General features: G+C 42.7%; 23 protein-coding genes. All 23 read left to right on the top strand.

The window, feature by feature from the left end; translation table 11 throughout:
* Position 1 precedes the first annotated feature (1 nt).
* The 23 genes from N596_RS03985 (at position 2) to N596_RS03875 (ending at position 25,209) form a co-directional block, all read left to right on the top strand.
* Positions 2-517, top strand: coding sequence for a GNAT family N-acetyltransferase (locus tag N596_RS03985; protein ID WP_023023786.1), 516 nt, complete (start codon positions 2-4; stop codon positions 515-517).
* Positions 518-674: 157 nt separating this feature from the next.
* Positions 675-3,080, top strand: a complete 2,406-nt coding sequence (gene pheT / locus N596_RS03980) for a phenylalanine--tRNA ligase subunit beta (protein WP_042361424.1) — start codon at positions 675-677, stop codon at positions 3,078-3,080.
* A gap of 235 nt (positions 3,081-3,315) precedes the next feature.
* Entirely contained in the window at positions 3,316-3,624 is a 309-nt protein-coding gene (locus N596_RS03975; protein ID WP_023027050.1) for a hypothetical protein, read from the top strand.
* A gap of 13 nt (positions 3,625-3,637) precedes the next feature.
* The gene (locus N596_RS03970; RefSeq protein ID WP_003002675.1) at positions 3,638-3,847 is read left to right on the top strand and encodes a helix-turn-helix transcriptional regulator; all 210 of its coding nucleotides are present in this window, start codon (positions 3,638-3,640) and stop codon (positions 3,845-3,847) included.
* 2 nt (positions 3,848-3,849) lie between these two features.
* Complete coding sequence (locus N596_RS03965) at positions 3,850-4,647, top strand: DUF3169 family protein (protein ID WP_023027049.1); 798 nt, start codon at positions 3,850-3,852, stop codon at positions 4,645-4,647.
* 11 nt (positions 4,648-4,658) lie between these two features.
* Positions 4,659-5,552, top strand: coding sequence for an ABC transporter ATP-binding protein (locus tag N596_RS03960; RefSeq protein WP_013903836.1), 894 nt, complete (start codon positions 4,659-4,661; stop codon positions 5,550-5,552).
* A complete protein-coding gene (locus tag N596_RS03955; protein WP_023027048.1) occupies positions 5,549-6,763 on the top strand; it encodes an ABC transporter permease in 1,215 nt (404 codons plus the stop codon). Before N596_RS03960 ends, N596_RS03955 begins: the two co-directional genes overlap by 4 nt.
* 253 nt (positions 6,764-7,016) lie before the next feature.
* The gene (locus tag N596_RS03950; RefSeq protein ID WP_023027047.1) at positions 7,017-7,940 is read left to right on the top strand and encodes an aldo/keto reductase; all 924 of its coding nucleotides are present in this window, start codon (positions 7,017-7,019) and stop codon (positions 7,938-7,940) included.
* Between the two features lie 150 nt (positions 7,941-8,090).
* The gene (locus tag N596_RS03945) at positions 8,091-8,666 is read left to right on the top strand and encodes a TetR/AcrR family transcriptional regulator (protein ID WP_023027046.1); all 576 of its coding nucleotides are present in this window, start codon (positions 8,091-8,093) and stop codon (positions 8,664-8,666) included.
* Positions 8,663-9,343 (top strand): ABC transporter ATP-binding protein, encoded by a 681-nt coding sequence (locus N596_RS03940; protein WP_023027045.1) that lies wholly within the window; start codon positions 8,663-8,665, stop codon positions 9,341-9,343. The genes N596_RS03945 and N596_RS03940 overlap by 4 nt, the downstream gene beginning before the upstream one ends.
* Positions 9,344-9,346: 3 nt before the next feature.
* The gene (locus N596_RS03935) at positions 9,347-10,492 is read left to right on the top strand and encodes an FtsX-like permease family protein (protein WP_023027044.1); all 1,146 of its coding nucleotides are present in this window, start codon (positions 9,347-9,349) and stop codon (positions 10,490-10,492) included.
* Positions 10,493-10,757: 265 nt separating this feature from the next.
* Positions 10,758-10,910 (top strand): hypothetical protein, encoded by a 153-nt coding sequence (locus N596_RS03930; protein ID WP_023027043.1) that lies wholly within the window; start codon positions 10,758-10,760, stop codon positions 10,908-10,910.
* A 285-nt stretch (positions 10,911-11,195) separates the two neighbouring features.
* Positions 11,196-12,944, top strand: coding sequence for an ABC transporter ATP-binding protein (locus tag N596_RS03925; protein ID WP_023027042.1), 1,749 nt, complete (start codon positions 11,196-11,198; stop codon positions 12,942-12,944).
* On the top strand, positions 12,934-14,802 hold the full coding sequence (locus N596_RS03920; RefSeq protein WP_042361155.1) for an ABC transporter ATP-binding protein: 1,869 nt from the start codon (positions 12,934-12,936) through the stop codon (positions 14,800-14,802). The genes N596_RS03925 and N596_RS03920 overlap by 11 nt, the downstream gene beginning before the upstream one ends.
* Before the next feature lie 392 nt (positions 14,803-15,194).
* A complete protein-coding gene (locus N596_RS03915) occupies positions 15,195-15,572 on the top strand; it encodes a YbgA family protein (protein WP_023027040.1) in 378 nt (125 codons plus the stop codon).
* A complete protein-coding gene (locus N596_RS03910) occupies positions 15,573-15,938 on the top strand; it encodes a TIGR02328 family protein (RefSeq protein WP_023027039.1) in 366 nt (121 codons plus the stop codon).
* Positions 15,939-16,290: 352 nt separating this feature from the next.
* The gene (locus tag N596_RS03905) at positions 16,291-19,353 is read left to right on the top strand and encodes a type I restriction endonuclease (protein WP_023027038.1); all 3,063 of its coding nucleotides are present in this window, start codon (positions 16,291-16,293) and stop codon (positions 19,351-19,353) included.
* Positions 19,353-20,963 (top strand): HsdM family class I SAM-dependent methyltransferase, encoded by a 1,611-nt coding sequence (locus N596_RS03900; RefSeq protein WP_023027037.1) that lies wholly within the window; start codon positions 19,353-19,355, stop codon positions 20,961-20,963. The genes N596_RS03905 and N596_RS03900 overlap by 1 nt, the downstream gene beginning before the upstream one ends.
* On the top strand, positions 20,950-22,098 hold the full coding sequence (locus N596_RS03895; protein ID WP_023027036.1) for a restriction endonuclease subunit S: 1,149 nt from the start codon (positions 20,950-20,952) through the stop codon (positions 22,096-22,098). Before N596_RS03900 ends, N596_RS03895 begins: the two co-directional genes overlap by 14 nt.
* Positions 22,099-22,114: 16 nt before the next feature.
* On the top strand, positions 22,115-23,092 hold the full coding sequence (locus N596_RS03890; RefSeq protein ID WP_023027035.1) for a hypothetical protein: 978 nt from the start codon (positions 22,115-22,117) through the stop codon (positions 23,090-23,092).
* Positions 23,092-23,667, top strand: coding sequence for a KwaA family protein (locus N596_RS03885; RefSeq protein WP_023027034.1), 576 nt, complete (start codon positions 23,092-23,094; stop codon positions 23,665-23,667). The genes N596_RS03890 and N596_RS03885 overlap by 1 nt, the downstream gene beginning before the upstream one ends.
* Before the next feature lie 128 nt (positions 23,668-23,795).
* A complete protein-coding gene (locus N596_RS03880) occupies positions 23,796-24,134 on the top strand; it encodes a type II toxin-antitoxin system RelE/ParE family toxin (protein WP_023027033.1) in 339 nt (112 codons plus the stop codon).
* The gene (locus N596_RS03875) at positions 24,127-25,209 is read left to right on the top strand and encodes a HigA family addiction module antitoxin (protein ID WP_023027032.1); all 1,083 of its coding nucleotides are present in this window, start codon (positions 24,127-24,129) and stop codon (positions 25,207-25,209) included. Before N596_RS03880 ends, N596_RS03875 begins: the two co-directional genes overlap by 8 nt.
* Positions 25,210-25,230 lie beyond the last annotated feature (21 nt).

Genomic DNA, 25,230 nt, shown 5'->3' with positions numbered 1-25,230 from the left:
CATGTTAGTTAGAGTAAAAATCGATCAATTGCAGACCTTACGTGACCTAGAGGTGGAAACCTATCGGGAGACCTTTGGTCCCTATATTGTTGAGGAAGACTTGGAAGAGTACTTCTCTACGGTGCTCTCTTTGGAGCAAATCGAGAAAGATCTGTTAGATCCAGAATCCGAAACCTATTTTGTCCTCAATGAAGAACAAGAAATCTGTGGTTTTCTCAAGATCAACTGGGGGCAAGCGCAGACGGAGCCAGTAGAGATGGAAAAGTCCTTTGAGATTCAACGGATCTATGTCAAAAAGGAATATCATGGAGCTGGTTTCGGTAAGGAAATGTTTACCTTTGCGCTGGATCAAGCCAAGAGCCGTGGCTTTGAGTGGGCCTGGCTAGGTGTCTGGGAACGCAATTTTAAGGCACAAGATTTTTACTACAGTTTTGGATTTGAACGATTTAGTGAACACGAGTATCCTACCGGTGATACGGTTGATATTGACTGGTTGTTGAGAAAGAAATTGACCTAGAATGGACAAGAAACTTCTATTCTAGAGAAGGGGAGGTTATTAGACCTACCTAAGCCAGCCTCGAGCTGGAAAACACAAAATGAAAGGATCTAAACGAGGGCCAAAAGAAATCTGGGAAAGTCATCTAGATTTCAGTAGAACCCTTGGTATCTTACATATGTTAGTTAGTTATAAATGGTTAAAAGAATTGGTGGACATTGATGTGCCATCACAAGAGTTGGCTGAAAAAATGTCAACTACAGGGATCGAGGTAGAAGGTGTGGAATCACCAGCTGCTGGTCTCTCAAAAATTGTCGTCGGAGAAATCTTGTCTTGTGAAGATGTGCCCGAAACTCATTTGCATGTCTGCCAAGTCAATGTGGGTGAAGAAGAAGCCCGTCAAATCGTCTGTGGAGCACCAAATGTGCGCGCAGGTATCAAGGTCATGGTGGCTCTTCCGGGTGCCCGCATCGCGGATAACTACAAGATCAAAAAAGGGAAAATCCGTGGCTTAGAGTCATTAGGGATGATCTGTTCACTTGGTGAATTGGGTATTTCTGACTCAGTTGTACCGAAGGAATTCGCAGATGGCATCCAAATCTTGCCGGATGATGCAGTACCAGGTGAGGAAGTATTCTCTTACCTAGACTTGGATGATGAAATCATCGAACTTTCCATCACTCCAAACCGTGCAGACGCCCTTTCAATGCGTGGAGTGGCGCACGAAGTGGCAGCCATCTATGACAAGGCAGTCACCTTCAAAGAATTTACTTTAACAGAAACAGACCAAGCTGCAGCAGATGCTCTTTCAGTCAGCATTGACACAGACAAGGCACCTTACTATGCAGCCCGTATCTTGGACAATGTGACTATTGCACCAAGTCCACAATGGTTGCAAAACCTCCTCATGAACGAAGGTATCCGTCCGATTAACAATGTCGTCGACGTGACCAACTATATCCTGCTTTACTTTGGTCAGCCCATGCATGCCTTTGACTTGGATACCTTTGAAGGGACTGACATTCGTGTGCGTGAAGCGCGTGCTGGTGAGAAATTGGTGACCTTGGATGGGGAAGAACGTGACTTGGAAGTAACTGACTTAGTGATTACGGTTGCTGACAAACCAGTAGCCCTTGCAGGTGTCATGGGCGGACAAGCTACAGAAATCTCTGAAAACTCTACTCGTGTTGTCCTTGAAGCTGCTGTCTTCAATGGTAAATCAATCCGTAAGACCAGCGGTCGCCTCAACCTTCGTTCGGAATCATCTTCTCGCTTTGAAAAAGGCATCAACGTGGCAACTGTTAATGAAGCCCTTGATGCGGCAGCAAGCATGATTGCTGAATTGGCTGGTGCGACAGTGCGGAAGGGAATCGTTTCAGCAGGCCAGTTGGATACTTCGGATGTAGAGGTTTCTTCCACCCTTGCAGACGTTAACCGTGTCCTTGGTACAGAACTTTCCTACGCGGATGTAGAAGATGTCTTCCGTCGTCTTGGATTTGGTCTTTCTGGAAATGCAGAGAGCTTCACAGTTAGCGTACCACGTCGCCGTTGGGATATCACCATCGAAGCGGACCTCTTTGAAGAAATCGCACGTATCTATGGCTATGACCGCTTGCCAACCAGTCTTCCAAAAGACGATGGGACAGCCGGTGAATTGACTGTGACTCAAAAATTGCGTCGTAAAGTTCGCACCATTGCAGAAGGAGCAGGACTGACTGAAATCATCACCTATGCTTTGACAACACCTGAAAAAGCGATTGAATTTACGACTACACCAAGCAACTTAACTGAGCTCATGTGGCCAATGACTGTGGATCGTTCAGTCCTTCGTCAAAATATGGTTTCAGGTATTTTGGATACCGTTGCTTACAACGTGGCTCGTAAGAACAAAGACTTGGCCCTTTACGAGATTGGAAAAGTCTTCGAGCAAACTGGAAATCCAAAAGAAGAATTGCCAAACGAAATCAACAGTTTTGCCTTTGCTTTGACAGGTTTAGTCGCTGAAAAAGACTTCCAAACGCCAGCTGTTCCAGTTGATTTCTTCTATGCCAAGGGAATCTTGGAAGCCCTCTTTGCTCGCTTGGGTCTTGAGGTGACTTATACCGCAACGCAAGAGATCAAGAGTCTTCACCCAGGACGGACAGCCTTGATTTCACTCGGTGACCAAGTCCTTGGTTTCCTCGGTCAAGTGCATCCTGTAACGGCTAAGGCTTATGATATTCCAGAGACGTATGTAGCAGAGCTTAACCTTTCAGCTATCGAAGCAGCCCTTCAACCAGCCGCTCCATTTGTGGAAATCACCAAGTTCCCAGCGGTGAGCCGTGATATCGCTCTTCTCCTCAAAGCTGAAGTGACCCACCAAGAAGTGGTCGATGCCATCCAAGCTGCGGGCGTGAAACGCTTGACAGACATCAAGCTCTTTGACGTCTTCTCAGGTGAAAAACTGGGTGTCGGAATGAAGTCTATGGCCTACAGTCTGACCTTCCAAAATCCAGAAGATAGCTTGACAGACGAAGAAGTCGCACGCTACATGGAAAAAATCCAAGCTTCCCTTGAAGAAAAAGTAGACGCAGAAGTGCGGTAAATCGTAAAAATTTGGAACAGTTGAGAATTTCTCAGCTGTTTTTTTCTTACAGAATTTACTTGATATAGAGCTTAAAACCCTATAAAAATAAAGAAATTCCTTTAAGGATTCAAAATATCCATGTCAACCATCTTTCTATTTTTGACAAATATTTTTATTTTTTTGACAAATATACTTGTCAAAAAGAAAAAGAAGTGTTACAATGATTTTAGTTGAAAGAAGAGGAGGTTTTCTTATGGGAGCCGTGTGGATTATTTTTATCCTTTTTCTGATTATCATTTATGCAAGCTCAGAAAAGAAGATAAAAAGGTTGAACAAACGCATCAAAAGATTAGAAAAACAAGTGAAAGGAAATCAAGACATGTCTAGACTTTTAGAAGAATTGAAAGGCCAAACGGCCACTGTTTTAGTAAGTGGTGTTGGATTCGAGTATGAAATTTTGGATATCGATGAAGATTGGGTTAAACTGACTCGTGTGAATCATAAACAACAAAGGGAAACCAAATTAGTCCGCATCGAAGATATTCAAGGTATTCAACTATAAGGGGGCGAAAGCCATGATCTTAAAAAATCGACTGAAAGAGCTGAGGGCGCGTGATGGACTCAACCAATCCGAGCTAGCTAAGCTAGCAGGGGTCTCGCGCCAGTCCATCAGTCTCTTGGAGCGGGGGGAATACACCCCCTCGGTTATTATTGCCATCACAATCGCCCAAATTTTCAAGGAACCGGTGGAGAATGTCTTTAGTCTAGTAGAGGGAGAGGAATAACAATGAAAAAGCAACAACAAGAACGATCCGCTCGTTACCGTTTTTGGAGAAATGTCGGAATCATCACAGGTTCCGGCTTGATTGGAGGAGTCATTGGTTTTTTGATAGGCATGTTCGGATCCGAAAAGCCCCTTGAAATCCAATCCTTCTTTAGTAAAGAAGTACTCCTTTTGGGCTCAATACTTTTGTTTCTTATCTTGTTTATGGTCACGATAGCCTTACTCATAAGCGCGAGAAAAGTCCATCAAAAAATGCTCCAGATAGAAGACGAAGACGAAGCCTATCACTATGACATCCAGAAGGAAAAACTGTATGGGTTAGCGACCATTTTTAAAGGTATCATGATCTTGCCATACTTTTTAGTCGTCATCTTTTATAGTCAATTGGTGTATATGGATAGACCTTCCACAGGGCACTTGGCTTTTATCTTTGGAACTTTTACCATGCTCTATCTCTTTCTTGTCTTGTTTGCCCTATTTTTCCTATCGGATATCTTCTTTCGCAAGACCTTCCATCTGATTTATGGAAAACCGATTCCCCGCAATGCCAATGCCAAGGAAGTGCGGGAATTTATGATGAGTATGATGGATGAAGCAGAAAAGCAGATTAACTACGAGGAAAATTTTGAAGTGGTGGTCAAGTTAAGCAATTATATCTTGCCGAGCCTTCTCATTGGTCTCTTAATCATTGGGATTGCCTTCCATACGGATATTCTCTTAGCTTTGTTCGTTGTCTCCATCATCTATATTTATATCCTTATTTCACAATACAAGATTACCAAACGTTATTATAAAGAGTAAAGGAGTCATCCATGTTAGAAATTAGAAATTTAGAAAAGAGTTTTGGCAAGAAGCAGGTCTTGTTCGGGATTGACTTGACTGCGAAAAAAGGATCCATCTTAGGTTTGATCGGGAAGAACGGAGCTGGGAAGACCACTATCTTTCATAGTATCCTCCGCTTCCTTGACTACAGTGGTGATATCCAATTGGATGGCCAAGCAATCAGTCAAGAAACCTATAAGGAAATTGGCTACCTGCCAGAAGAGCGAAGCCTTATGCCTAAGTTAACCATCTATGAGCAAGTCCGTTACCTTGCTAATCTCAAAGGAATGTCAACTGCTGAGGTCAAGGAGAAACTGCCAATCTGGATGGAAAAGCTCCAAGTAAAAGGGAAATTAACCGATAAGATTAAGAGCCTTTCAAAAGGGAATCAGCAAAAGGTTCAATTGATTATTACCATGATCCATGAGCCAAAATTGATCATTTTGGATGAGCCTTTTAGTGGACTGGATCCTGTCAATACGGAAGTGCTCAAGCAGGTCATCTTTGAAGAAAAAGAACGCGGTGCGACCATTATCTTCTCTGACCACGTCATGACCAATGTGGAAGAACTCTGTGATGAGTTGGTTATGATTCGTGATGGATCAGTGATTCTTTCAGGTCCCGTACAAGAAGTTCGCAATAGCTTCGGGAAGACTCGTCTCTTCGTATCCAATGACTTCAGTAAAGAGGAGTTGGAAGTGCTGCCTCACGTGACCAAGGTGACCATGACCAAGCAAGGTCTTTGGAAGTTGGTATTGGATGATGAAACAGCAGGTCCAGACCTCTTTGACCAGTTGACCAAGGGGCGCTATCTAGCAACCTTTGACCAACAAGCCCCAACCATTGATGAAATCTTTAAATTAGAATCAGGAGTAGAAGTATGAAACAGATGCTGATTGTTATCAAAGAAACTTATTTACGCCAAGTGAAATCATGGAGCTTTTTCCTGATGGTTCTTTCTCCCTTTCTCTTCATTGGATTGACGATCGGAATAAACTACTTCGTTGGCTCTTCTACCTCTGCTAAAAGCAACATCGCCTTGATTACAGATCAAGCTCCTGTCAAGGAAGGCTTGAAAGGAACTGATGGCTTGACCTTTGACTATAAGGATGAAGCAGCAGCTAAGAAGGCCATGAAAGAGGAAGAAATCAAGGGAATCCTCACAGTTGAAGAAAAGGATGGCCAGCTAGAGGCTCGCTACCAGAGTGAGGATGCCATGAAGCCAGATTTCAAATCAGTCCTTATGGCTAAATTGAGTCAGGTCCAACAAATGCTCAATGTTTCTAAGGCGGACTTAAGCCAAGAGCAGTTAACAGCCCTTTCGCAACAGGTCTCATTGACTGAAAAAATTGATGAGAAGAAAGAAGGGCTAAAAATGGTGCAGACCATGGTAGCTGGGGGGATCGGTTTTCTTCTTTACATGATTCTGATCTTTTATTCAAGTATCACTGCTCAAGAGGTAGCCAGTGAAAAAGGAACCAAGATCATGGAAGTGGTCTTCTCAAGCATTCGTGCAACTCACTATTTCTATGCTCGCATGATTGGTCTTTTCGGAGTGATTTTTACCCATATTGGTATCTATGCAGTCGGCTTGGGAGGCGTTTGGATTTTTAGAGATTCCATTCCTCTTGTGAAAGATATTTTAACTCCCGATTCACCTATCACCCAACATATTGGACAATCTATTTCCTTGAATACCTTCTTCTTTATCATTCTTGGAATCTTCATGTACGTGGTTCTTTCAGCTTTCCTAGGGTCAACAGTTGCTCGTCCTGAAGATACAGGAAAAGCCCTCGCTCCTCTGATGATGTTGGTGATGGTTGGATTCTTTGGAGTGACCACCTTGGGTAGCGCAGGAGATGTCCCTCTATTGAAGATTGGATCATACGTTCCATTCATTTCAACTTTCTTCATGCCATTCCGTACGATCAATGGCTATGCAAGTGGCCTTGAATCATGGGGGTCATTCGGAATTGCCTTGGCCTTCACGCTCCTCGGCACCATGATCATTGGAAAAATCTATTCTAGCCTCATCTTACAAACAGATGATCTAGGTTTAGTCAAGACTGTTAAAAAAGCTTTAAGCTATCGCTAAAAGAGGAGAGTGGGACAGAAATCGGTAATTCGTTAGAATTCGATTTCGACGTCCCACCTCCGCACAGTTGAGTAGGGCTGTAAAAGCTGATGAAATCAGCGTAGTAGAGCCCACTCAACCACTGCGTCTTGCTCGACAATCCAAAGACAATTGAGAGGCTAGGACTTTTTGTCCCAGTCTCTTTGCTTTGTGAAATCATTGCTGTTTAGTCCTCTTTACTTTATAATGAAAGTAGAATGAAAAGGAGGCGGACATGAACTATATTGAGTTTGCTGAAAATGAGCATCTGTCCACGATTGTCCTTGGGATGATGCGGATCAGCCAGATGAGTGAAGATGAGGTGGAGGCCTTGGTGGAGGCAGCCTTGTCAATTGGGATCAACACTTTTGATCTGGCGGACATCTATGGTGATGGCCAGTGTGAGGTCCTGTTGGGTAAGGTTCTCAAACGCCGTCCGGATCTTCGAGATCAGATGTGGATCCAGTCCAAGTGTGGCATTCGCAAAGACGGCTTTACCTATTTTGATTTTTCTAGGGACTATATTTTGGACTCCGTCGATGGCATCCTCGAGCGCCTGCAGATCGAGCGCTTAGATAGTCTCCTCCTTCACCGACCGGATGCTCTCATGGAGCCGGAAGAAGTAGCAGCAGCTTTTGATCACTTGGAGCAAGCGGGCAAGGTCCGTCATTTTGGAGTGTCCAATCAAAATCCTATGATGATGGAATTGCTCAAAAAGGCTGTCAAACAGCCTCTCAAGGTTAACCAGTTGCAGTTGAGTGCCGCCTTTACACCGAGCTTTGAAGCTGGTTTTCATGTCAATATGGAAGGGCCAAAAGCAGCCGTGCGAGATGGCAGTGTCTTTGAGTATTGTCGTTTAACGGATACAGTGATTCAAGCCTGGTCTGTCCTCCAGCATGGCTATTTCAAGGGGAATTTTGTCGGCAAGGAAGAGTTTGCGGCTCTCAATCATGTCCTTAATGACTTGGCGAAGAAATATCAGGTCACTCCGACAGCAATCGCCCTTGCTTGGGTCCTCCGCTATCCAGGGAAGATGCAGGCCGTCATCGGAACGACCAAACCCCAGCATGTCCTTGAAGCAGGGAAAGCAGCAGAAGTCACCTTGACTCGCAAGGAATGGTACCAAGTCTACCTGGCTGCAGGAAATGATTTGCCTTAGAATAGTTATTAGTAGACCAGCCCTCACTTGTATTAGTGGGCTGGTTTTTTGTCTTTTACTTTATAGATTTTTCTTGACAATTCTTTCTTTATTATGGTACTATTTTAGGAAACAAACGTTGCGCAACAAACGTTGCGCGAAAGGAGTCTTATGCCACCCAAGGTTAAATTTAGTAAAGAGACTATGATTGGGACAGCTTTACAATTGGTGAGAGAAGAGGGCCTGGCTAGTTTGACGGCTCGAGCATTAGCAGAGAAACTGGGAGCCACGCCAAGGGTCATTTTTGGGCAATTTGCTAATATGTCTGAGTTACAAGCAGAGGTTGTTGTTGCTGCGGAAATGGTAGTAGTGGAGTATATACGAAAGGCTTTAGAAGATGAGAAGCCTTTCCGTTCTGTCGGGATTGCTTATATCCTATTCGCCTCAAAAGAGCCCCAACTCTTTCAGTTGCTTTTCCAAAATCCTAGCAAAGATCCGATTGGTCGCTTTCAAGATTTTCTTCCCTTGAAGGATCATAGTTACCAATTGGTTCTGGATTCGATTGTCGCAGACTATACGTTGACGTTAGAGGAGGCTAGTCGCTTGTACCAGCATCTATTTATCTACTCACACGGGATGGCCTCTATGGTTGCTTCTGGTATTTATCAGTTCAGCATGGAAGAAGTGATTGGTTTATTGACAGAAGTTTGTCAATCTCTCATCAAAGAAATGGTAGGAAAGAAATGATTCAACTAGAAAATGTTCACAAAAGTTACGGCCAAACAAAGGTCTTAAAAGGGATTGATTTGCAGATTCAAGACCAGGATGATGTGGTGATCCTAGGTCCTTCTGGATCGGGCAAGTCAACTCTCTTAAACGTATTATCCGGATTAGAAAAGGTAGATGAGGGGCATATCCTCATCCAAGGACAGGATTTATCGCAACTCACGGATGCTCAATTGACAGCCTTTAGACGTGAGAAGATAGCCTTTATTTTCCAGCAATATTATTTATTGCCTAATCTGACGGTTAGACAGAATGTTAAGATGGGAGCTGACCTGGCGAGCAATCATGATTTTTTGCAGATCATCGAGGATTTGGGACTTGGCGATAAGCTGGACAAGTATCCGAGTGAATTGTCTGGTGGGGAACAGCAAAGAGTGTCTATTGCTCGGGCCTTGGCCAAAAAGCCAGAGATTCTTTTCTTAGATGAGCCGACGGGAGCTCTCGATGAAGAAACAGGGCGCAAGATTCTTGACTATATCTGGAAGTTGAAGGAAAAGCTAGGATTTACTCTAATCATGGTGACGCACAACCAAAATATTGCGGATATGGCGAGAACCATCATTCGTGTCAATAGTGGCAAGATTACTGAAGTGGTGACCAACGATCAGCCTCAGACTGCCTATGAGATTGGATGGTAAGCTATGTTTTCAGTAAAAGATATTCGAAAATTAGTTGTCGTCAGTATTATTGGGGCTTGTGCGGTCTTTGTGGCCAATCTCTTCTTGAATTTTTATCTGGATATCGAGCAGTTGGAGATTTCTAAAACCAATCCGATGATTACGACCTACTATGATGCCCAAGTTTCGCTATCTTGGATGGTGGCCATGGTCAGTGGAGTCGTCTTGTCCTTGACGTCGATCCTTCTCATGTGCTTTTATATTAAACAATTTGTCGATGACCACAAGGAACAATTAGGAATTTTAAAGGCCTTGGGTTATAGCAATGGCCAGTTGGCTAAACGATTTTGGGCCTTTGGACTCAGTTTTGGAGTTGGAGCGCTTCTTGGCTATTTCACTTCCTTTCTCATGATGGGACATTTTTATGACTTCCGCAACGAGAAGGGGATTTTACCAGAAATTACCATTCATTTTCATTGGCAACTCTTAGTTGCTTTGGTAATACTGCCAATGCTTTTCTTTATGGTTCTTGCGGTTGGCTATGCTAGAAGACAACTACAAACGCCGGCCCTTCGCTTATTGAAAAAATCTCCAACACCGATCAAGGTCAAAAGGAGAAAGAGGGCTCCTAAGAAAGAGAAATCCTTCCTAAAAGAGTTGTCTTCGTCGCTGATGTGGGGTAGAAAATCGATCTTGTTTTTTGTAGTCTTTGGCTCCATGTGTTTCGCGGCCATGGTTCAATTGTCCTTTGGACTAAGGGACTACACAGATGACATCATCCAAGCTATGATGATTATGATTGGCTTGATCCTTTCTTTCTCTATTCTCTTTTTGTCATTGGGGATTGTGATCTCAGAAAGTTGTGAAACCTTGGCCTTGATGAAGGCTTTTGGCTACACCGATCGTGAATGCCAAAGTCATATTCTCGCTCCCTATCGTTTCTGGGCCTATCTAGGATTCCTTCTTGGGACGGCTTATCAATACGGCATCATGGAAATTTTGATTGGTGTGATCAAAGACACGGTTCCTGAAAAGATTGAGCACAACTTTGATGGGAACGTGTGCTTTTGGGCGTTGATCGGATTTGCGGTGATTTATGAAAGCCTCTTTTATCTCTCCAACAGAAAACTCCAAAAACAAACCATCAAAGAAGTGATCTTAGCTGAATAAAATAAATAGAAAGAGGCTGGGACAAAAGTCCTAGCCTCTCAATTGTCTTTGGGTTGTCGAGCAAGACGCAGTGGTTGAGTGGGCTCTACTACGCTGATTTCATCAGCTTTTACAGCCCTACTCAACTGTGCGGAGGTGGGACGACGAAATCGAATTCTAACGAATGACCGATTTCTGTCCCACTCTCTTTTCTTGTGAAACTCATTGACAGAGAGAGGCTTTTCCGCTATTCTAAGGGAAATAATAGAAATAAAAGGGAGACAGCATGAAACGGAGCTACTGGCAGGATCTGAAGGGGGCCTTTTACTTAATCTGGCGCAACAAATGGTCCTTTATCTCTGTGGGAATCCTTCTGCAGTTTGTGGTTGGTATTGGGGCTGCGAACTTGAGCTTGGTGTCCCTCAGTACGAGTGAGTAGGAATACGGTTTAAATAGAACTCGGCCTAACTGGCCTTCAAGTTGACCAAATCGGAATATTCTTTAGTGATGATACCTAAATGTTTGATTTTTCTCCTATATTCCTCTATACTAAATAGTATGAATAATGAAAGTCGTCCCTACAGTAACGCTGTCAGGGCGCTTTCTCTTTCTATAGCTTTCTTTTGCAGGCGCAATCCTTTCAGAACGAAGGACTGTTTCTTTGTTCGGAAATGGATGACTTGCTAAAGAAAACTTTACTAACTAGTATTTTTAGGAGGTAACTATGCTTCAGTCATTGATTGCTGAAATCAAGGAATACAAGAAAACCTCTATTCTAGCCTCACTCTATATGGTGTTTGAGGTCATGTTTGAGATTTCTATTCCATTCATTATGGCGACGCTTCTGGACAAGGGGGTTCAGAAGGGGGATATGACCACTGTTCTGACCTATGGTCTCCTCATGTTGGTCTTCGCCTTTCTCTCTCTTTTCTGTGGAATACAGTCGGCTCGCTACGGGGCTTTTGCTTCAGCTGGCTTTGCTAAGAATCTACGGAAGGCAATCTTCAAGAAGATCCAAACCTTTTCCTTTGAAAACATCGATAGTTTCTCCTCAGGTGGTCTGGTAACCCGGATGATGACGGATGTGACCAATGTGCAGAACTCCTATCAGATGGTGATCCGGATCTGTGTGCGCGCACCGCTCAATCTGATCTTTGCTATTGCTGCTAGCTACTTGATCAATCCGCAGATGGCTAGTATCTTTGTAGGGATTACCCTCTTCTTGGGTCTGGTCTTGGGTGTGATTACTAAGATCGTCTATCCACTCTTTACCAAGGTCTTTGATGCCTATGATAACTTGAACAATAGCATCCAGGAAAACATCACCAACATGCGCGTGGTCAAGTCCTATGTCAAGGAAGAAGAAGAGACTGTCAAGTTTAAGAAAGCTTCTCGCTTGATCTACAACATGTTCATGAAGGCTATTCGCATCGTGATTTTGAGTAGTCCAGCCATGATGCTCTCCTTGTATGCTTCCTTTATCTTGATCTCTTGGATCGGGGCACAACTCATCGTGGGTGGAAGCTTTACCACTGGTGAGCTGACGTCTATGTTTGCCTATGTCATGACCATCCTTATGTCCCTCATGATGTTTATGATGATCTTCGTTATGCTCTCGATCTCTATGGCATCTGTAGAGCGGATCAATGAAGTCCTTGGGACAGAGTCAACCATCGTCTCTCCGGAGAACGGTCTGACAGAAGTAGCAGATGGTTCTATTACCTTTGACCATGTGGACTTCGCCTACACGGATGAAAATGGCGACAAGGCCCATGTCTTGTCCGATATCAACCTCAGCATTCGCTCGGGTGAAGTGATCGGGATCCTTGGGGGGACTGGTTCCGGTAAGTCTAGTCTGGTCCAGCTCATCCCTCGTCTCTATGATGTGGAGTCAGGTAGCGTCAAGGTCGCTGGTCAGGATGTGCGAAACTATGATTTGGATCATTTGCGCAAGCAAGTAGCCATGGTGCTTCAAACCAATGTCCTCTTCTCTGGTACCATCAAGGAAAATATGCGCTGGGGGAATAAGGATGCGACGGATGAAGAAATCATGGAAGCTTGTAAGATTGCTCAAGCGGATGAATTTATCCAGAACTTTAAGGATGGCTATGATACCATGATCGAACGTGGTGGAGCCAATGTGTCAGGTGGTCAGCGTCAACGTCTCTGTATCGCCCGCGCTCTCTTGATGAATCCAAAGATTTTGATCTTGGATGATTCGACCTCGGCTGTCGATACTAAGACCGATAGCCTGATCCGTCAAGGATTGGCTACCAGTCTTAAAGACACAACTAAGATCATCATTGGCCAACGGATCTCTTCTATCCAAGATGCAGACCGGATCGTGGTCATGAATGATGGTAAGATCGATGCGATTGGTACTCACCACGACTTGATTGAGACCAATGCCATCTACCGTGAAGTCTATGACATGCAAACCCAAGGGAAAGGAGGACAAGCAGATGCAGAATAAGAAAAAAGCAGGCTGGGGCTCTCTCGTGCGCTTACTGGCCTACATGTGGCAACAGTATAAGTTCGTCCTTCTCTTAGCAGCTGCCCTTATCGTGACAGCCTCCCTTTCTACGGTCTATATTACATCCTCCATCCGAGCCTTGGTGGACCAATACATCCAACCCATGCTGGATAGTGGAAGCAAGGACTTTGGCCCCCTCTTAACTTTCTTATCAACATTAGCAGTGATTGGAGTGGTGGGAGTTTTGGCCAACTATGGCTTCTCCCTCATTATGGCGACAGTGTCTCAGGATACGCTACGCTCTCTGCGGAACCAGCTCTTTGCCCGTATGCAGAAGCTCCCTGTCAAGTATTTTGATACCCACCAGCACGGGGACATCATGTCTATCTATACCAATGACATCGACGCTCTTCGCCAAGCGATCGAGCAGTCCATCCCGCAGCTCTTGCAGTCTGCCATCACGATCATCGGTGTAGCAGTCAGCATGATCATGATTAGCCCTCTTCTTTTCCTTCTCGTTCTTTCGATGGTCGGCGTCATGGCCTATGTCATTAAGGATATCTCAGGTAAGTCGGGTCGTTATTTCGCCGATCAGCAAAAGAACCTAGGGATTGAAAATGGCTTTATCGAAGAGATGATGGCTGGTCAAAAGGTAGTTAAGGCCTTTGTCCATGAAGAGGAAAGCATTGAAGCCTTTGAGCGGATCAATGACCAACTCTTTGAATCTTCTTATCAGGCCAACCGCTATGCAAATGTCCTGATGCCAATCTTGGGGAACCTGGGAAATGTCTCCTTCGTCTTGACCTCATTGGTCGGAGGGATCTTCGCCTTGAATGGGATCAGTGGCCTCACCATTGGTGGCCTCATGGCCTTTCTCCAGCTTAACCGTTCCTTCAACGGGCCTATCACTCAAGTATCGCAACAGTTGAACTTTGTCCTCATGGCTCTAGCTGGGGCAGATCGGATCTTTGATCTCTTGGATGAAGAAGTCGAAGTGGATGAAGGGAAAGTGACCTTGGTCAACTATGAAGAGGTTGATGGTCGTATGGTCGTCACTGATAAGAAGACCAACCTCTGGGCTTGGAAACACCCGCGGGAAAATGGCGACTATGAACTGGTCAAACTGGTCGGAAATGTCGTCTTTAACAATGTAGACTTCTCTTACAATGATAAGAACCAAATCCTCTACGATATCAACCTCTACGCGGACAAGGGGCAAAAGGTGGCCTTTGTCGGCGCGACAGGAGCAGGGAAGACCACCATTACCAACTTGATCAACCGTTTCTACGATATTCAATCAGGATCTATCACCTATGATGGTATCGATGTGAAGCTGATCGAGAAGGCTTCGCTCCGTCGTTCGCTAGGGATTGTCTTGCAGGATACCCACCTCTTCACTGGAACCATCGCAGAAAATATCGCCTATGGTCGATCAGATGCGACCCGAGAGGAAATCCTGGAAGCAGCTCGCATTGCCAATGTGGATTCCTTTGTCAAACATTTGGAACAAGGCTACGATACTGTCTTGAACGATGATGGAGCTGGTCTATCCAATGGTCAACGTCAGCTGATTGCTATTGCGCGTGCTGCCTTGGCCAATGCGCCGGTCTTGATCCTTGATGAAGCGACCTCCTCGATTGACTCACGGACAGAGAAGATGGTCCAAGAAGGGATGGATCGCCTGATGGCCGGACGCACCGTCTTTGTCATCGCCCACCGTCTCTCAACCATCGTCAACTCGGACGTGATCATGGTCATGGACAAGGGACGCATCATCGAGCGAGGCAACCACGCTTCCTTGATGGCAGAACGCGGGACTTATTACCGCCTCTACACCGGTGGTCTTGAAATTGATTAACACAAAAAAAGTCTGAGCGTTGGCTCAGGCTTTTTGCTTATGGATAATGTTGTCTTTGAAACTTTCCTTAGGTGAGATCAGACGTCAGCGAACTTCGAAGAAGTTCCATGACTTAGTTTTGAACCTGTAGTTTCAAAATTTCCGTGAGGCTGGGACAAAAGTTCTAGCCTCTAAATTGTCTTTGGATTGTTGATCAAGACGCAGTGGTTGAGTGGGCTCTACAACGCTGATTTCATCAGCTTTTATAGTCCTACTCAACTGTGCGGAGGTGGGACGACGAAATCGAATTCTAACGAATTACCGATTTCTGTCCCACTCTCTTTTTATGACTTCACTCATTTCCATGGTATAATGGGGGGACTATTCATAGAGAAGATCAAAAGGAGACAAGAGTGGATCAAAAACATCACTGTCAAGTCCTATGGGCGAAAAATAAATACCTGGTACTGAGTCGTTCAAGTAATATCTACAAGGAAATCCGGGAATACCTGAAGCAAGACCAGGTGGAGGTCAGCCACGTCGAGGACCTGATCCAGCAAGCACTGGCCTTGCCGGAAAATCGTGGCCAGGTCTCCAATGCCTTCCAGCATATCTGGGGCTATTTCAAAAAGCAGGCGACTCCTGAGGAAAAGGCCGACTTCATGCTGTTACTTGAGAAGTACCAGCATGGCCAAGCTAGCCAAGAGGATCTGATCAAGGGAATCCAAGCCCTCCTTGAGCGCTATCCTAATCGCTACTTACAAGACTCGACGCTACTAGGAGGTCAATAGATGAGACTCTGGCACCAAGACTTGATTCCCAAACTCCCTCGTCCCCAGCTCCTGGGCCAACACCGGGAATGCTGCGCCCTTCGAGGCAATGGCTGGGGCAAGAGGCACGCGACGGTCAACTATGTCTTTAACTACTCGCCCTATCGCCTCTATGCCTATCACCGCCTGATCATGGAGGAGATGACCGCTCGTGACTATAAGGTCAGCCCAGAGTGGTGGGAGCCGACCTACCGAGGCAAGACCTGCCCAGCCTATCCAGAACTGGAAGAGGAAGCTTTGAGTGCCCCCATCTATCCTGAGCACCAAGCTACTTACCTCCAAGAATGCTTAGACAATCTAGCAGAAAAAGGGATTCAACTAGATTAAGAAATAGAGGTTGGGACAAAAGTCCTAGCCTCTCAATTGTCTTTGGATAGTCGAGAAAGACGCAGTGGTTGAGTGGGCTCTACTACGCTGATTTCATCAGCTTTTACAGCCCTACTCAACTGTGCGGAGGTGGGACGACGAAATCGAATTCTAACGAATGACCGATTTCTGTCCCACTCTCTTTTTTGCGTGAAAAACCAACAAAATGCTTTGAAAGCGTTAATTTCTTTCTTAAACATGATATAATAATAGGAGATTATGTACAGGAAAAGGATAGACGGATGAAGGCAGTAGCAACTCCAGAACTTGAGATTGAAAGATCGGAGTAGCACAGCTTAAATAGGATGATGATATGAAAAGACAAAAAGAGTTTTCTGAACTAACCAGGGTACAAATACCAGCAGCTCTGCATCTCATGCGTATGGGCTATACCTATCTTCCTCGCAATGGGAAGGAAATTGCAGAAAGAGATCCAGATACCAACATCCTTGTATCTGTTTTTAAGGAGCAATTTTTAAAATTTAACAACTACTTGACAGAAGATGACTTTGAAAGAGAACTAGCCAATATCAAGTTGGAACTGGATCAAAACGACTTGGGGCGTTCTTTCTTTAAACGTCTGCAAGGTCAGGAAGATGCCATTTATATTGACTGGGAGCATCCTGAAGCCAATACCTTCCATCTGGCGCTTGAAGTTACATGTCAAAATGGTCAGGATGAATTTCGTCCGGATATCGTTATTTTTGTCAATGGTCTGCCTCTTTCTTATATCGAAGTGAAACAGCCCAATGCAATTCGTGATGGCAAGACTGGAATTCAGTCAGAGCAGGACAGAACCAGATACCGTTTTGAAAACCGTAAGTTCCGTCGTTTTAACAATATCACCCAGTTGATATCCTTATCTGATAACTTAGCGTATATCAGTGGACAAGGTCAGCAAAAACAGGGTTCTTATTACGGTTCAAACGCCTATTCAAAAACTAAATTTAATGCTTTCAAGGAAGAAAGAGTAGAAGATTTCCTTCGTTCCCTTTCCCCTCTAACCGAGGACCAAATCAACTTTGTCCTAGAAGACATGAAGCGCTTTGCCCTCAAGTCCCAGCCAGAGTTTACAACAAACCTAAATCCTGATACACCTTGTAATGCCTTTCTATCTTCCTTGTACCAGAAGGAACGCTTGCTCTTTATGCTTCGCTTTGGTCTGGTCTATGTCGAAGAACAAAGCAAGGATGGGCAGATGCAACTACAAAAGCACGTCATGCGCTATCCTCAGTATTTTGCGACACGTGCTATCGAAGAAACGATCGCAAAAGGAGTCAAGAAGGGCGTCATCTGGCATACCCAAGGTTCAGGTAAGACTGCCTTGGCCTTCTTCAATATTCGCTATCTAACCAACTATTTCTCAAAAGAGGGAATTGTTCCTCAGTTTTACTTTGTTGTTGATCGTTTGGACTTGGCAGACCAGGCCTTTAAGGAATTCACCAAACGAGGTCTCAAGGTTAAACGCATCAACACCCCTCAAGAGCTCAATCAAAAACAAGACGGCTATGATGTGGCTGTGGTCAATATACAGAAGTTTAAGGATGATTCAGATCTGACAGACCGCTCAGGCTATGATCTCAATCGTCAAAATGTCTACTTTATCGATGAAGCCCACCGTTCATACAATGAACGTGGTTCCTACCTGCCAAATCTCTATCAGGCAGATACCAAGGCCATTAAGATTGCCTTGACAGGAACGCCCCTCATCACCTATAAGAAAGATGGCAAGACCAAGGAAAGTCATGCGACCACGCGTGATATCTTTGGAGACTATATCCATAAATACTATTACAACCAGTCTATCGATGACGGCTTTACCTTACGCCTGATGCGAGAAGATATCGAGACCTCCTATAAGGACAATCTCAGAACCATCAACGAAGAAATCCAACGTGGCGACCTGTCCAAGGAAGATATCTTTGCCCATCCCCGCTATGTGGAGCCTATGCTAGACTTTATCATCGAGGACTTCAATCGTGCGCGTGATTTGGTCTTTGATGACCAGACCATCGGTGGCATGATTGTCTGTGACTCGTCCAAGCAGGCGCGTGAGCTTGAAAAGCAATTAGAAGAACGTCGTCAAGCTGGCTCGACCAAGTTGACCTCAGCTCTCATCCTCCATGACGAGGGAGACAAAGAAGAGAAGAAGGACAAGGTAGACGCCTATAAGGAAGGTAAGATTGACCTTATCATCGTTTACTCCATGCTCCTGACAGGTTTTGATGCACCTCGTCTCAAGCGCCTCTACCTAGGGCGCAAGATCAAGGCCCACAACCTTTTGCAGACTTTAACTCGTGTTAATCGTCCCTACAAGGACTATCTCTTTGGCTATGTCATCGACTTTGCGGATATTTCCAAGGAGTTTGACAAGACCAATCGTGCCTATCTGGAAGAACTCAACCAAGAGTATGATACAGCTCTGACTGGGGAAAATGGCGAGGATGTTTTTGGCTCGCTCTTTGTGTCAGCAGATGAGATTTCTCAAGAGTTGAACAAGACCGAGCATATCCTCATCGACTATCCAACGGACAATCTAGAATACTTCTCCCAAGCCATCAATGATATCAAGGATAAGAAGCAGTTAATCGATCTTCGTAAGGCCTTGGAGTCTATCAAGCAGTACTACAATATCGCCCGTCTCCTTGGCTACCAACACCTGCTCCAGCAGATTGACATCGCTCAGATTGCAACCCTGCTCAATGTCCTATCTAGAAGGATGCTGACACTGTCTCTGATCGATAAACCAGACGACTTCTCTAGTCGGACGCTCTTAAATCTTGCCATGTCTGAAACTAGCTTTAGCTTTGTCAAGATTGCAGAAGAAGAACTTCGTCTAGCAGCCAATGACTTGGAAGATTTGAAACGTCGAGTTGCAAGTGGTATTAAGAACCAACGTGATGAGAAAGATCCTGAGTGGGTCTCTCTCTACGAAGAATTTCAGCGTATCATGAAAAAACACCTGATCCATGGCCAAGAAGGCTTCACCATGGAGAATATCAAGGAAACCCAAAAAGACTACGAAGAACTCTTTAAGTCTGTGGAGGACTATCATACTCGTATGAGACGTCTAACCATGAACTTTAATGGAGATGAGATGGCAGCTCGTTCCTACAAGCACGTGACCAACTCAACCACGGTCAGCGAGTTTCCTGCTATTTACCATGTCATCAAGGGTTCTAAAGTTAGACTAGACCGTAAAATCGGTCAAAATCAAGGAGTACTCGATAACGAGGACTTTCTCAAGAAAATGATTCGAGAAGAAGCTCGGATTGAAATGAAAACCAACCAATCTGCAAGTAGTTTGACAAGAGCGGATTTTAATTATATCGTCGAGTCACTATTTGAAGGATATGAAGAGGAATACCAACACTAATGAATGAAACATACAAAGTCCAAGTCCAAGGCTTGGTAGATGATTTGAAAGCTGTCTTTACCCACGCGGGACTAGGAGGAGAAGCGGGTGAGTACAAACTCCTCACCCAGTCCTTCCTCTACAAATTTTTAAATGACAAGTTTTTGTATCAAGCCAAGATCCTAGATGAGTCCAACACCTATGAAAACTTGCTGGCTATGAGTGAGGAAGACTATGACTGGCTCTTGGAGGATATCGGTACCAGCACAGCTTGGCTCAAGCCAGACCAGTTGATTGAAACCCTCCATCGTCAGCAAAATGAGCCGACTTTTTACGAAACTTTTGAAAATACCCTCAACCAAATCGCCATTGACAATAACGATATCTTCTCTGTGCATACAGAAGGAGACACAACTGTTCGTCTCTTTACGGAGCGTCTGATTACCGATAACATCTCAGATAGTAGTAAGCGCAACGAAGTTGCCAAATCCATCATCAATCTTCTTGCACGCGTCAAGTTTGATGAAGCTATTTTTTCACAAGGTTTTGACTTTTTCTCTACCCTCTTTGAGTATATGATCAAGGACTACAACAAAGATGGTGGGGGGACCTATGCTGAGTACTATACACCTCACTCAGTAGCTAAGATTATCGCGGATATCTTGGTGGGAAATGACCAACCGTCAAACGTGCGTATCTATGACCCGTCAGCAGGTTCGGGTACCTTGCTTATGAATCTAGCTAGTCGTATTGGTGTGGAAAAAACTACAGTCTATAGCCAGGATATCTCGCAAAAGTCCTCTAATCTCCTCCGTCTTAATCTGATTTTGAATGGATTGCAACACTCCATCCATAATATCGTTGAAGGAAATACCATTCTGCGGAATCGTCATCCTGAAAAGATGGACTATATCGTGTCGAACCCTCCTTTCAAGCTGGACTTTTCAGAGTGGCGTGACCAAGTGGAGATCTTGCCAGAAGCTAGCGAGCGATTCTTTGCAGGAGTGCCAAAGGTTCCAGCCAAGTCTAAGGACAAGATGGCTATCTATGAGCTCTTTGTTCAGCATATCATCTACTCCTTGAAACCAGATGGTAAAGCAGCTGTTGTCTTGCCGACAGGCTTTATCACTGCCCAGTCAGGGATTGACAAGACCATCCGTCAACACTTGGTGGATAATCAAATGCTGGCAGGTGTTGTCTCTATGCCGTCCAATATCTTTGCGACGACAGGAACCAATGTCTCCATCCTCTTTATCGATAAGAAAAACAAGGGTGATGTCGTCCTCATTGATGCCTCAAACCTCGGAACCAAGGTCAAGGAAGGCAAGAACCAAAAAACTGTGCTGTCTCCTGAAGAAGAGCAAAAGATCGTCGAGACCTTTATCAAGAAAGAAGCCGTCGAGGACTTTTCTGTCTCTGTCTCTTATGAGGATATCAAGGAGAAAAACTACTCTCTCAGCGCAGGACAATACTTTGACATCAAGATCGACTATGTGAATATCACAGCAGAAGAGTTTGAAGCTAAGATGACCGCCTTTCAAGACAAACTCTCAGACCTCTTCCAGCAATCGCATGCACTGGAGCAGGAGATAGAAGATCAAATGAAGGGGTTGAAGTATGGTAAAGATTAGATTAGGTGATGTAATTGATTTTAAAAATGGAAAATCGATAAAAAAAAGTGATGGAATTATACCTATATACGGAGGTAACGGAATATTAGGATATACCGATAAATCTAATTTTAGTCATACTATAGTTGTCGGAAGAGTGGGTGCATATTGCGGAAGTATACATGTTGAAGAAAATTTATGTTGGGTTTCAGATAATGCAATCGCAGGTGTCCCGAAAGAAGGTCAAGATTTAACTTACTTGTATTATGTATTAAAGTCTTTAAATCTAAATAGTAAACAAATTGGTTCTAGTCAACCACTTATTACTCAAAGTATGTTAAAAGACATGATTGTTGATATTGAAATCGATATTGAAAAACAAAAGATAATTGCAAATTCTATCTCAATAATTGACCAAAAAATCCAAATCAACAACCAAATCAACCAAGAGTTGGAAGCCATGGCTAAGACCCTCTATGACTACTGGTTTGTGCAGTTTGATTTCCCAGACCAGAATGGCAAACCCTACAAATCATCAGGCGGAAAGATGGTCTATCACCCAGAACTCAAACGCGAAATCCCAGAAGGGTGGGGAGTGGATTCTTTATGGAATATAGCGAATTTCTATAATGGATTAGCTATGCAAAAATATAGACCAGATACAACAGAGGATGATTACCTTCCTGTCATTAAAATTAGAGAAATGATGAATGGCTTCTCGAAGGATACAGAAAAAGCAAGATTGGATATTCCCTCAGAAGCAGTTGTAGAGAGAGGAGACATATTATTTTCTTGGTCTGCAACATTAGAGGTTATAATCTGGGGGAAAGAAAAGGGAGCTTTAAATCAACATATTTTTAAAGTTACTTCGGACACTTATCCAGAATCCTTCATCTACTTTGAATTGAAAAGCTATTTGAAGGTATTTAAAGCAATTGCTGAGTTGAGAAAAACAACTATGGGACATATTACTCAGGACCATTTAAAGCAGGCTAAAATTGTAGTTCCGCCGATTGAAATTATTTCAAAATTAGATGCTAAACTACAACCCATAATGTTAAAACAACAGATTCTAGAAAACCAAAACCAAGAACTCACCCAACTTCGCGATTGGCTCTTACCAATGCTGATGAATGGGCAGGTCAAGGTGGAGTAGAGGAAAGAGGCATAAATTGATTCAAATAAACATTAATGACGAAAAAAACCGGTTGATTTCTTTTAGTCAACAACCAGATTTTGATGAATATGTTAAGATTTTTCTAATTAAAATTAAGAAAAATGAGATTTTTTTATATAAACAAGATGCTGATAAGAAAACTAAAGAAAATATACTTAAAGCCATTATTGAAAGTATGAATAAATCTACTTTTAGTAATCGAGAAATAAAACCATATGATCCAGTCATAACATATAAGAATGTACATGAGCAAGTAGAGGTTTCAGAATATGAGAATGTTCAATCTGTAATTTCACAATTTAATGATGAACAACAACATCTACTGAGTACAAGTTGTGAGACGGAAAAAGATTTGCATAACTATTTGATTGAAATAAAGAAGAGTGGTGTTATTAATCTAAAATTTATCGGTTCTTTTGTGAATGCATTTCAATTGAAAAAAAAGATGTTATTTGGTAATTTTACGGATAGTAAAATTAAATTAAGAGAACGAAATAATCTATTTGGTTTAAATAAAAAGATTGATTTAATGATTGTAAATGATGAAAAAATTTTAATCAATCAAGCAGAATCAAAATTTGATTCTATATTTGGTATGAATAAAAAATTTGCTGAGCAAGCAACAGAAATTCTAAATACTGATGCAAATATAAAAACTATATTTGAACAAGCTTCAATTAATTTTTTGAAAACAAAAGTGATCAATGGTAAAAGACTTGCTACGAGGTTAATTAAAATTGTTTCTGATACGAATCGTTTTACAGAAACAGTTAAACATATTGACAAAATACAAACTATAAAAGATGATCCTAATCATAAATTTTATAAAGAAATTGAAGGGGTTACGTTCAGTAATGGAAAGCTAAGTATTACTGATGAGAAAAATTGTGTACAATTGATTAATGCTATATCAGATGCTCTTGTAACAGCTTATATTTCCGAAGTTGAAACGGTTGAAGAAGGACGTATGTAATGCAGCGAGATCTTTTTTCTAAGTGGACATTGTTTATCACCTCGTATCTACCACTATATTTATGGCTTCTTTTTAGTAATATTAATTATTCCAAATTCTCATTTGAGAGATTAATAGCTTTTGATTTTGACCATAAATTGATTCGTATAGTTTTTGTTGTTCTAATTTTTATTTCAATTATTAAATTATGGAAATTATTTAAGTTTGACGGTAAGGAAAGTCTCAAAATACCGAGGGAAATGGAAATATCACCGGAAAGTGACTCATTGATGAACTACATTGTTACGTATTTTACTCCGTTACTGTCTTTTGATATGAATAATACAACTAGTATTTTCATGAATTCATTGTTATTTCTTTTGATTGGATTAATGTATGTTGGTAGTAATGCAAGTTATCTAAACCCTGTTCTAGGAGTTTTTGGGTTTAAGATATTTGGAGTTACAGGTTTTCCTCACGCTCATCATATCATAACAAATCTCTCGTTTGATGATATAGAAACAGCGAGAGCAACAGATGTAGAATTAACTAGTTATAGATTAGGTGATGGAATTTACATTTTAAAAAGAAAATAAGTAACATTTCTTATTCTAAATTAATAACTATAATCCCAGCCAAGTCAAGCTTTGGCTGGCTTTTATTGTTCATTCATGTTATAATTAAATTACCTAAAAGGTAATTTAATTATAACAGAAAGGAACTTATGAAGCTTATCTATACAAACAAAACTGTTAAAAAGCAGTGCACAGAGCTGAGACAGGCGAAAAAGGATTTTTCGGATAAGATTGCGGTAAAGTTGCATCAGTTGATTACCTTTTTGGAAGCAGCGGATTCTTTGGCCAGTGTGACAGCTTTTCCTAAATATCACTTTCACCCACTCAAGGGAAAGAGACAGGGGCAGTTCGCTTTAGATATAGATGGTCGAAAAAGTTCCTATCGTTTGATTGTCGGTTTTCTTGAAGAGGATCTAGAAAAGGTATTTCCTAGTCCTGTTGAAATCGAAATCCTAAAAATAGAGGAGGTCAGCAATCACTATGAGTAATAAAATTGTTGAATACAAAGACCTGATTGCTTTTCATCCAGGTCAGTATGTTGAAGAGTTGATTGAAGATTATAATGTAACGCAGAAAGAATTTTCGGAGCGTTTGGGAGTTTCAGCAAAGACTGTCAGCAAGCTAGTCAATGCTGAGGAGTCCATTAGTAAAGAGACAGCTCATAAGTTAGCCAAGCTAAGCGGAATTTCCATGCAAACTTGGCTTAATCTTCAAAATGCTTATGATGTAAAAGTTGCAGAGATTGTAGAACAAAAAGAGCTAGAAGAAGGTAGCGAGAAAGAAATCTGTGAGATGATTGATTTCAAATATTTTAAGGCAGAAGGCTACGTTCCAGATAAACGCTATAGCTTGAAGGAGAAGATTGTCGAGCTTCGCAAGATTCTCGGTGTGGCAAGTTTAGAAAACCTTACATCTTTTAACCATCTAGTCAGCTATCGGAATACGCGTGAATTCACGACCAAAAGTATAGTTAACTCCAATATCATGCTGGAGTTGGCGTCTAAAAAAGCGCGTGATGTAACGAGTACTAAGCTCAATCGCAGAAAGCTTGAGAGAAGCTTACCTGCTTTGAGAAAGTTGACCAGACAAGACCCAGAAGTCTTTCCTCAGTGCTTGTCTGATATCTTGTTAGACTGTGGTGTTGTTTTAGTCGGTCTACCTGCGTTGCCAAATGCTAATCTGAATGGAGCGACTAAAAAATTCAGTAATGGTAGTGCCTTGCTTTTACTCACTGATCGAAATAAAGTATCCGATATTTTCTGGTTCTCACTCTTTCATGAGATAGGACATATTCTGGAGAATGATTTTTCATCTGATGATGGAAATAGTGAATCCTACCGTCGTTCTGAGGAACGGGCAGACCAGTTTGCAAAAGATCTCTTGATTAGCCCAGAAGACTATCAAGTTTTTGTTGAAAAAGGAAACTTTGATAAGTCAGATATCCTTCGCTTTTCTGAGGAGATAGATATTCATCCTAGTATTGTTTTAGGAAGATTGCAGAAGGATCAGTATCTTGGATATGAGCAGTTCAGAGAGTTGAAGGTGAACTATTACTTTGTTTAAGTAAATGGTGACTGAATAGGA

The organism is Streptococcus ilei (assembly GCF_000479335.1).
GTDB lineage: Bacteria > Bacillota > Bacilli > Lactobacillales > Streptococcaceae > Streptococcus > Streptococcus ilei.
Note: the sequence above shows the minus strand (reverse complement) of the source record. Positions and strands in the feature narration are given on the sequence as shown.

Excerpts from the sequence above, each read along its gene's own strand:
- N596_RS03920 (WP_042361155.1), top strand. The coding sequence starts at position 12,934 with ATGCAGAATAAGAAAAAAGCAGGCTGGGGCTCTCTCGTGCGCTTACTG.
- N596_RS03950 (WP_023027047.1), top strand. The coding sequence starts at position 7,017 with ATGAACTATATTGAGTTTGCTGAAAATGAGCATCTGTCCACGATTGTC.
- N596_RS03885 (WP_023027034.1), top strand. The coding sequence starts at position 23,092 with ATGCAGCGAGATCTTTTTTCTAAGTGGACATTGTTTATCACCTCGTAT.
- N596_RS03960 (WP_013903836.1), top strand. The coding sequence starts at position 4,659 with ATGTTAGAAATTAGAAATTTAGAAAAGAGTTTTGGCAAGAAGCAGGTC.
- N596_RS03910 (WP_023027039.1), top strand. The coding sequence starts at position 15,573 with ATGAGACTCTGGCACCAAGACTTGATTCCCAAACTCCCTCGTCCCCAG.
- N596_RS03940 (WP_023027045.1), top strand. The coding sequence starts at position 8,663 with ATGATTCAACTAGAAAATGTTCACAAAAGTTACGGCCAAACAAAGGTC.
- N596_RS03965 (WP_023027049.1), top strand. The coding sequence starts at position 3,850 with ATGAAAAAGCAACAACAAGAACGATCCGCTCGTTACCGTTTTTGGAGA.
- N596_RS03900 (WP_023027037.1), top strand. The coding sequence starts at position 19,353 with ATGAATGAAACATACAAAGTCCAAGTCCAAGGCTTGGTAGATGATTTG.
- N596_RS03985 (WP_023023786.1), top strand. The coding sequence starts at position 2 with ATGTTAGTTAGAGTAAAAATCGATCAATTGCAGACCTTACGTGACCTA.
- pheT (WP_042361424.1), top strand. The coding sequence starts at position 675 with ATGTTAGTTAGTTATAAATGGTTAAAAGAATTGGTGGACATTGATGTG.
- N596_RS03945 (WP_023027046.1), top strand. The coding sequence starts at position 8,091 with ATGCCACCCAAGGTTAAATTTAGTAAAGAGACTATGATTGGGACAGCT.
- N596_RS03975 (WP_023027050.1), top strand. The coding sequence starts at position 3,316 with ATGGGAGCCGTGTGGATTATTTTTATCCTTTTTCTGATTATCATTTAT.
- N596_RS03880 (WP_023027033.1), top strand. The coding sequence starts at position 23,796 with ATGAAGCTTATCTATACAAACAAAACTGTTAAAAAGCAGTGCACAGAG.
- N596_RS03895 (WP_023027036.1), top strand. The coding sequence starts at position 20,950 with ATGGTAAAGATTAGATTAGGTGATGTAATTGATTTTAAAAATGGAAAA.
- N596_RS03935 (WP_023027044.1), top strand. The coding sequence starts at position 9,347 with ATGTTTTCAGTAAAAGATATTCGAAAATTAGTTGTCGTCAGTATTATT.
- N596_RS03970 (WP_003002675.1), top strand. The coding sequence starts at position 3,638 with ATGATCTTAAAAAATCGACTGAAAGAGCTGAGGGCGCGTGATGGACTC.
- N596_RS03925 (WP_023027042.1), top strand. The coding sequence starts at position 11,196 with ATGCTTCAGTCATTGATTGCTGAAATCAAGGAATACAAGAAAACCTCT.
- N596_RS03955 (WP_023027048.1), top strand. The coding sequence starts at position 5,549 with ATGAAACAGATGCTGATTGTTATCAAAGAAACTTATTTACGCCAAGTG.
- N596_RS03875 (WP_023027032.1), top strand. The coding sequence starts at position 24,127 with ATGAGTAATAAAATTGTTGAATACAAAGACCTGATTGCTTTTCATCCA.
- N596_RS03930 (WP_023027043.1), top strand. The coding sequence starts at position 10,758 with ATGAAACGGAGCTACTGGCAGGATCTGAAGGGGGCCTTTTACTTAATC.
- N596_RS03905 (WP_023027038.1), top strand. The coding sequence starts at position 16,291 with ATGAAAAGACAAAAAGAGTTTTCTGAACTAACCAGGGTACAAATACCA.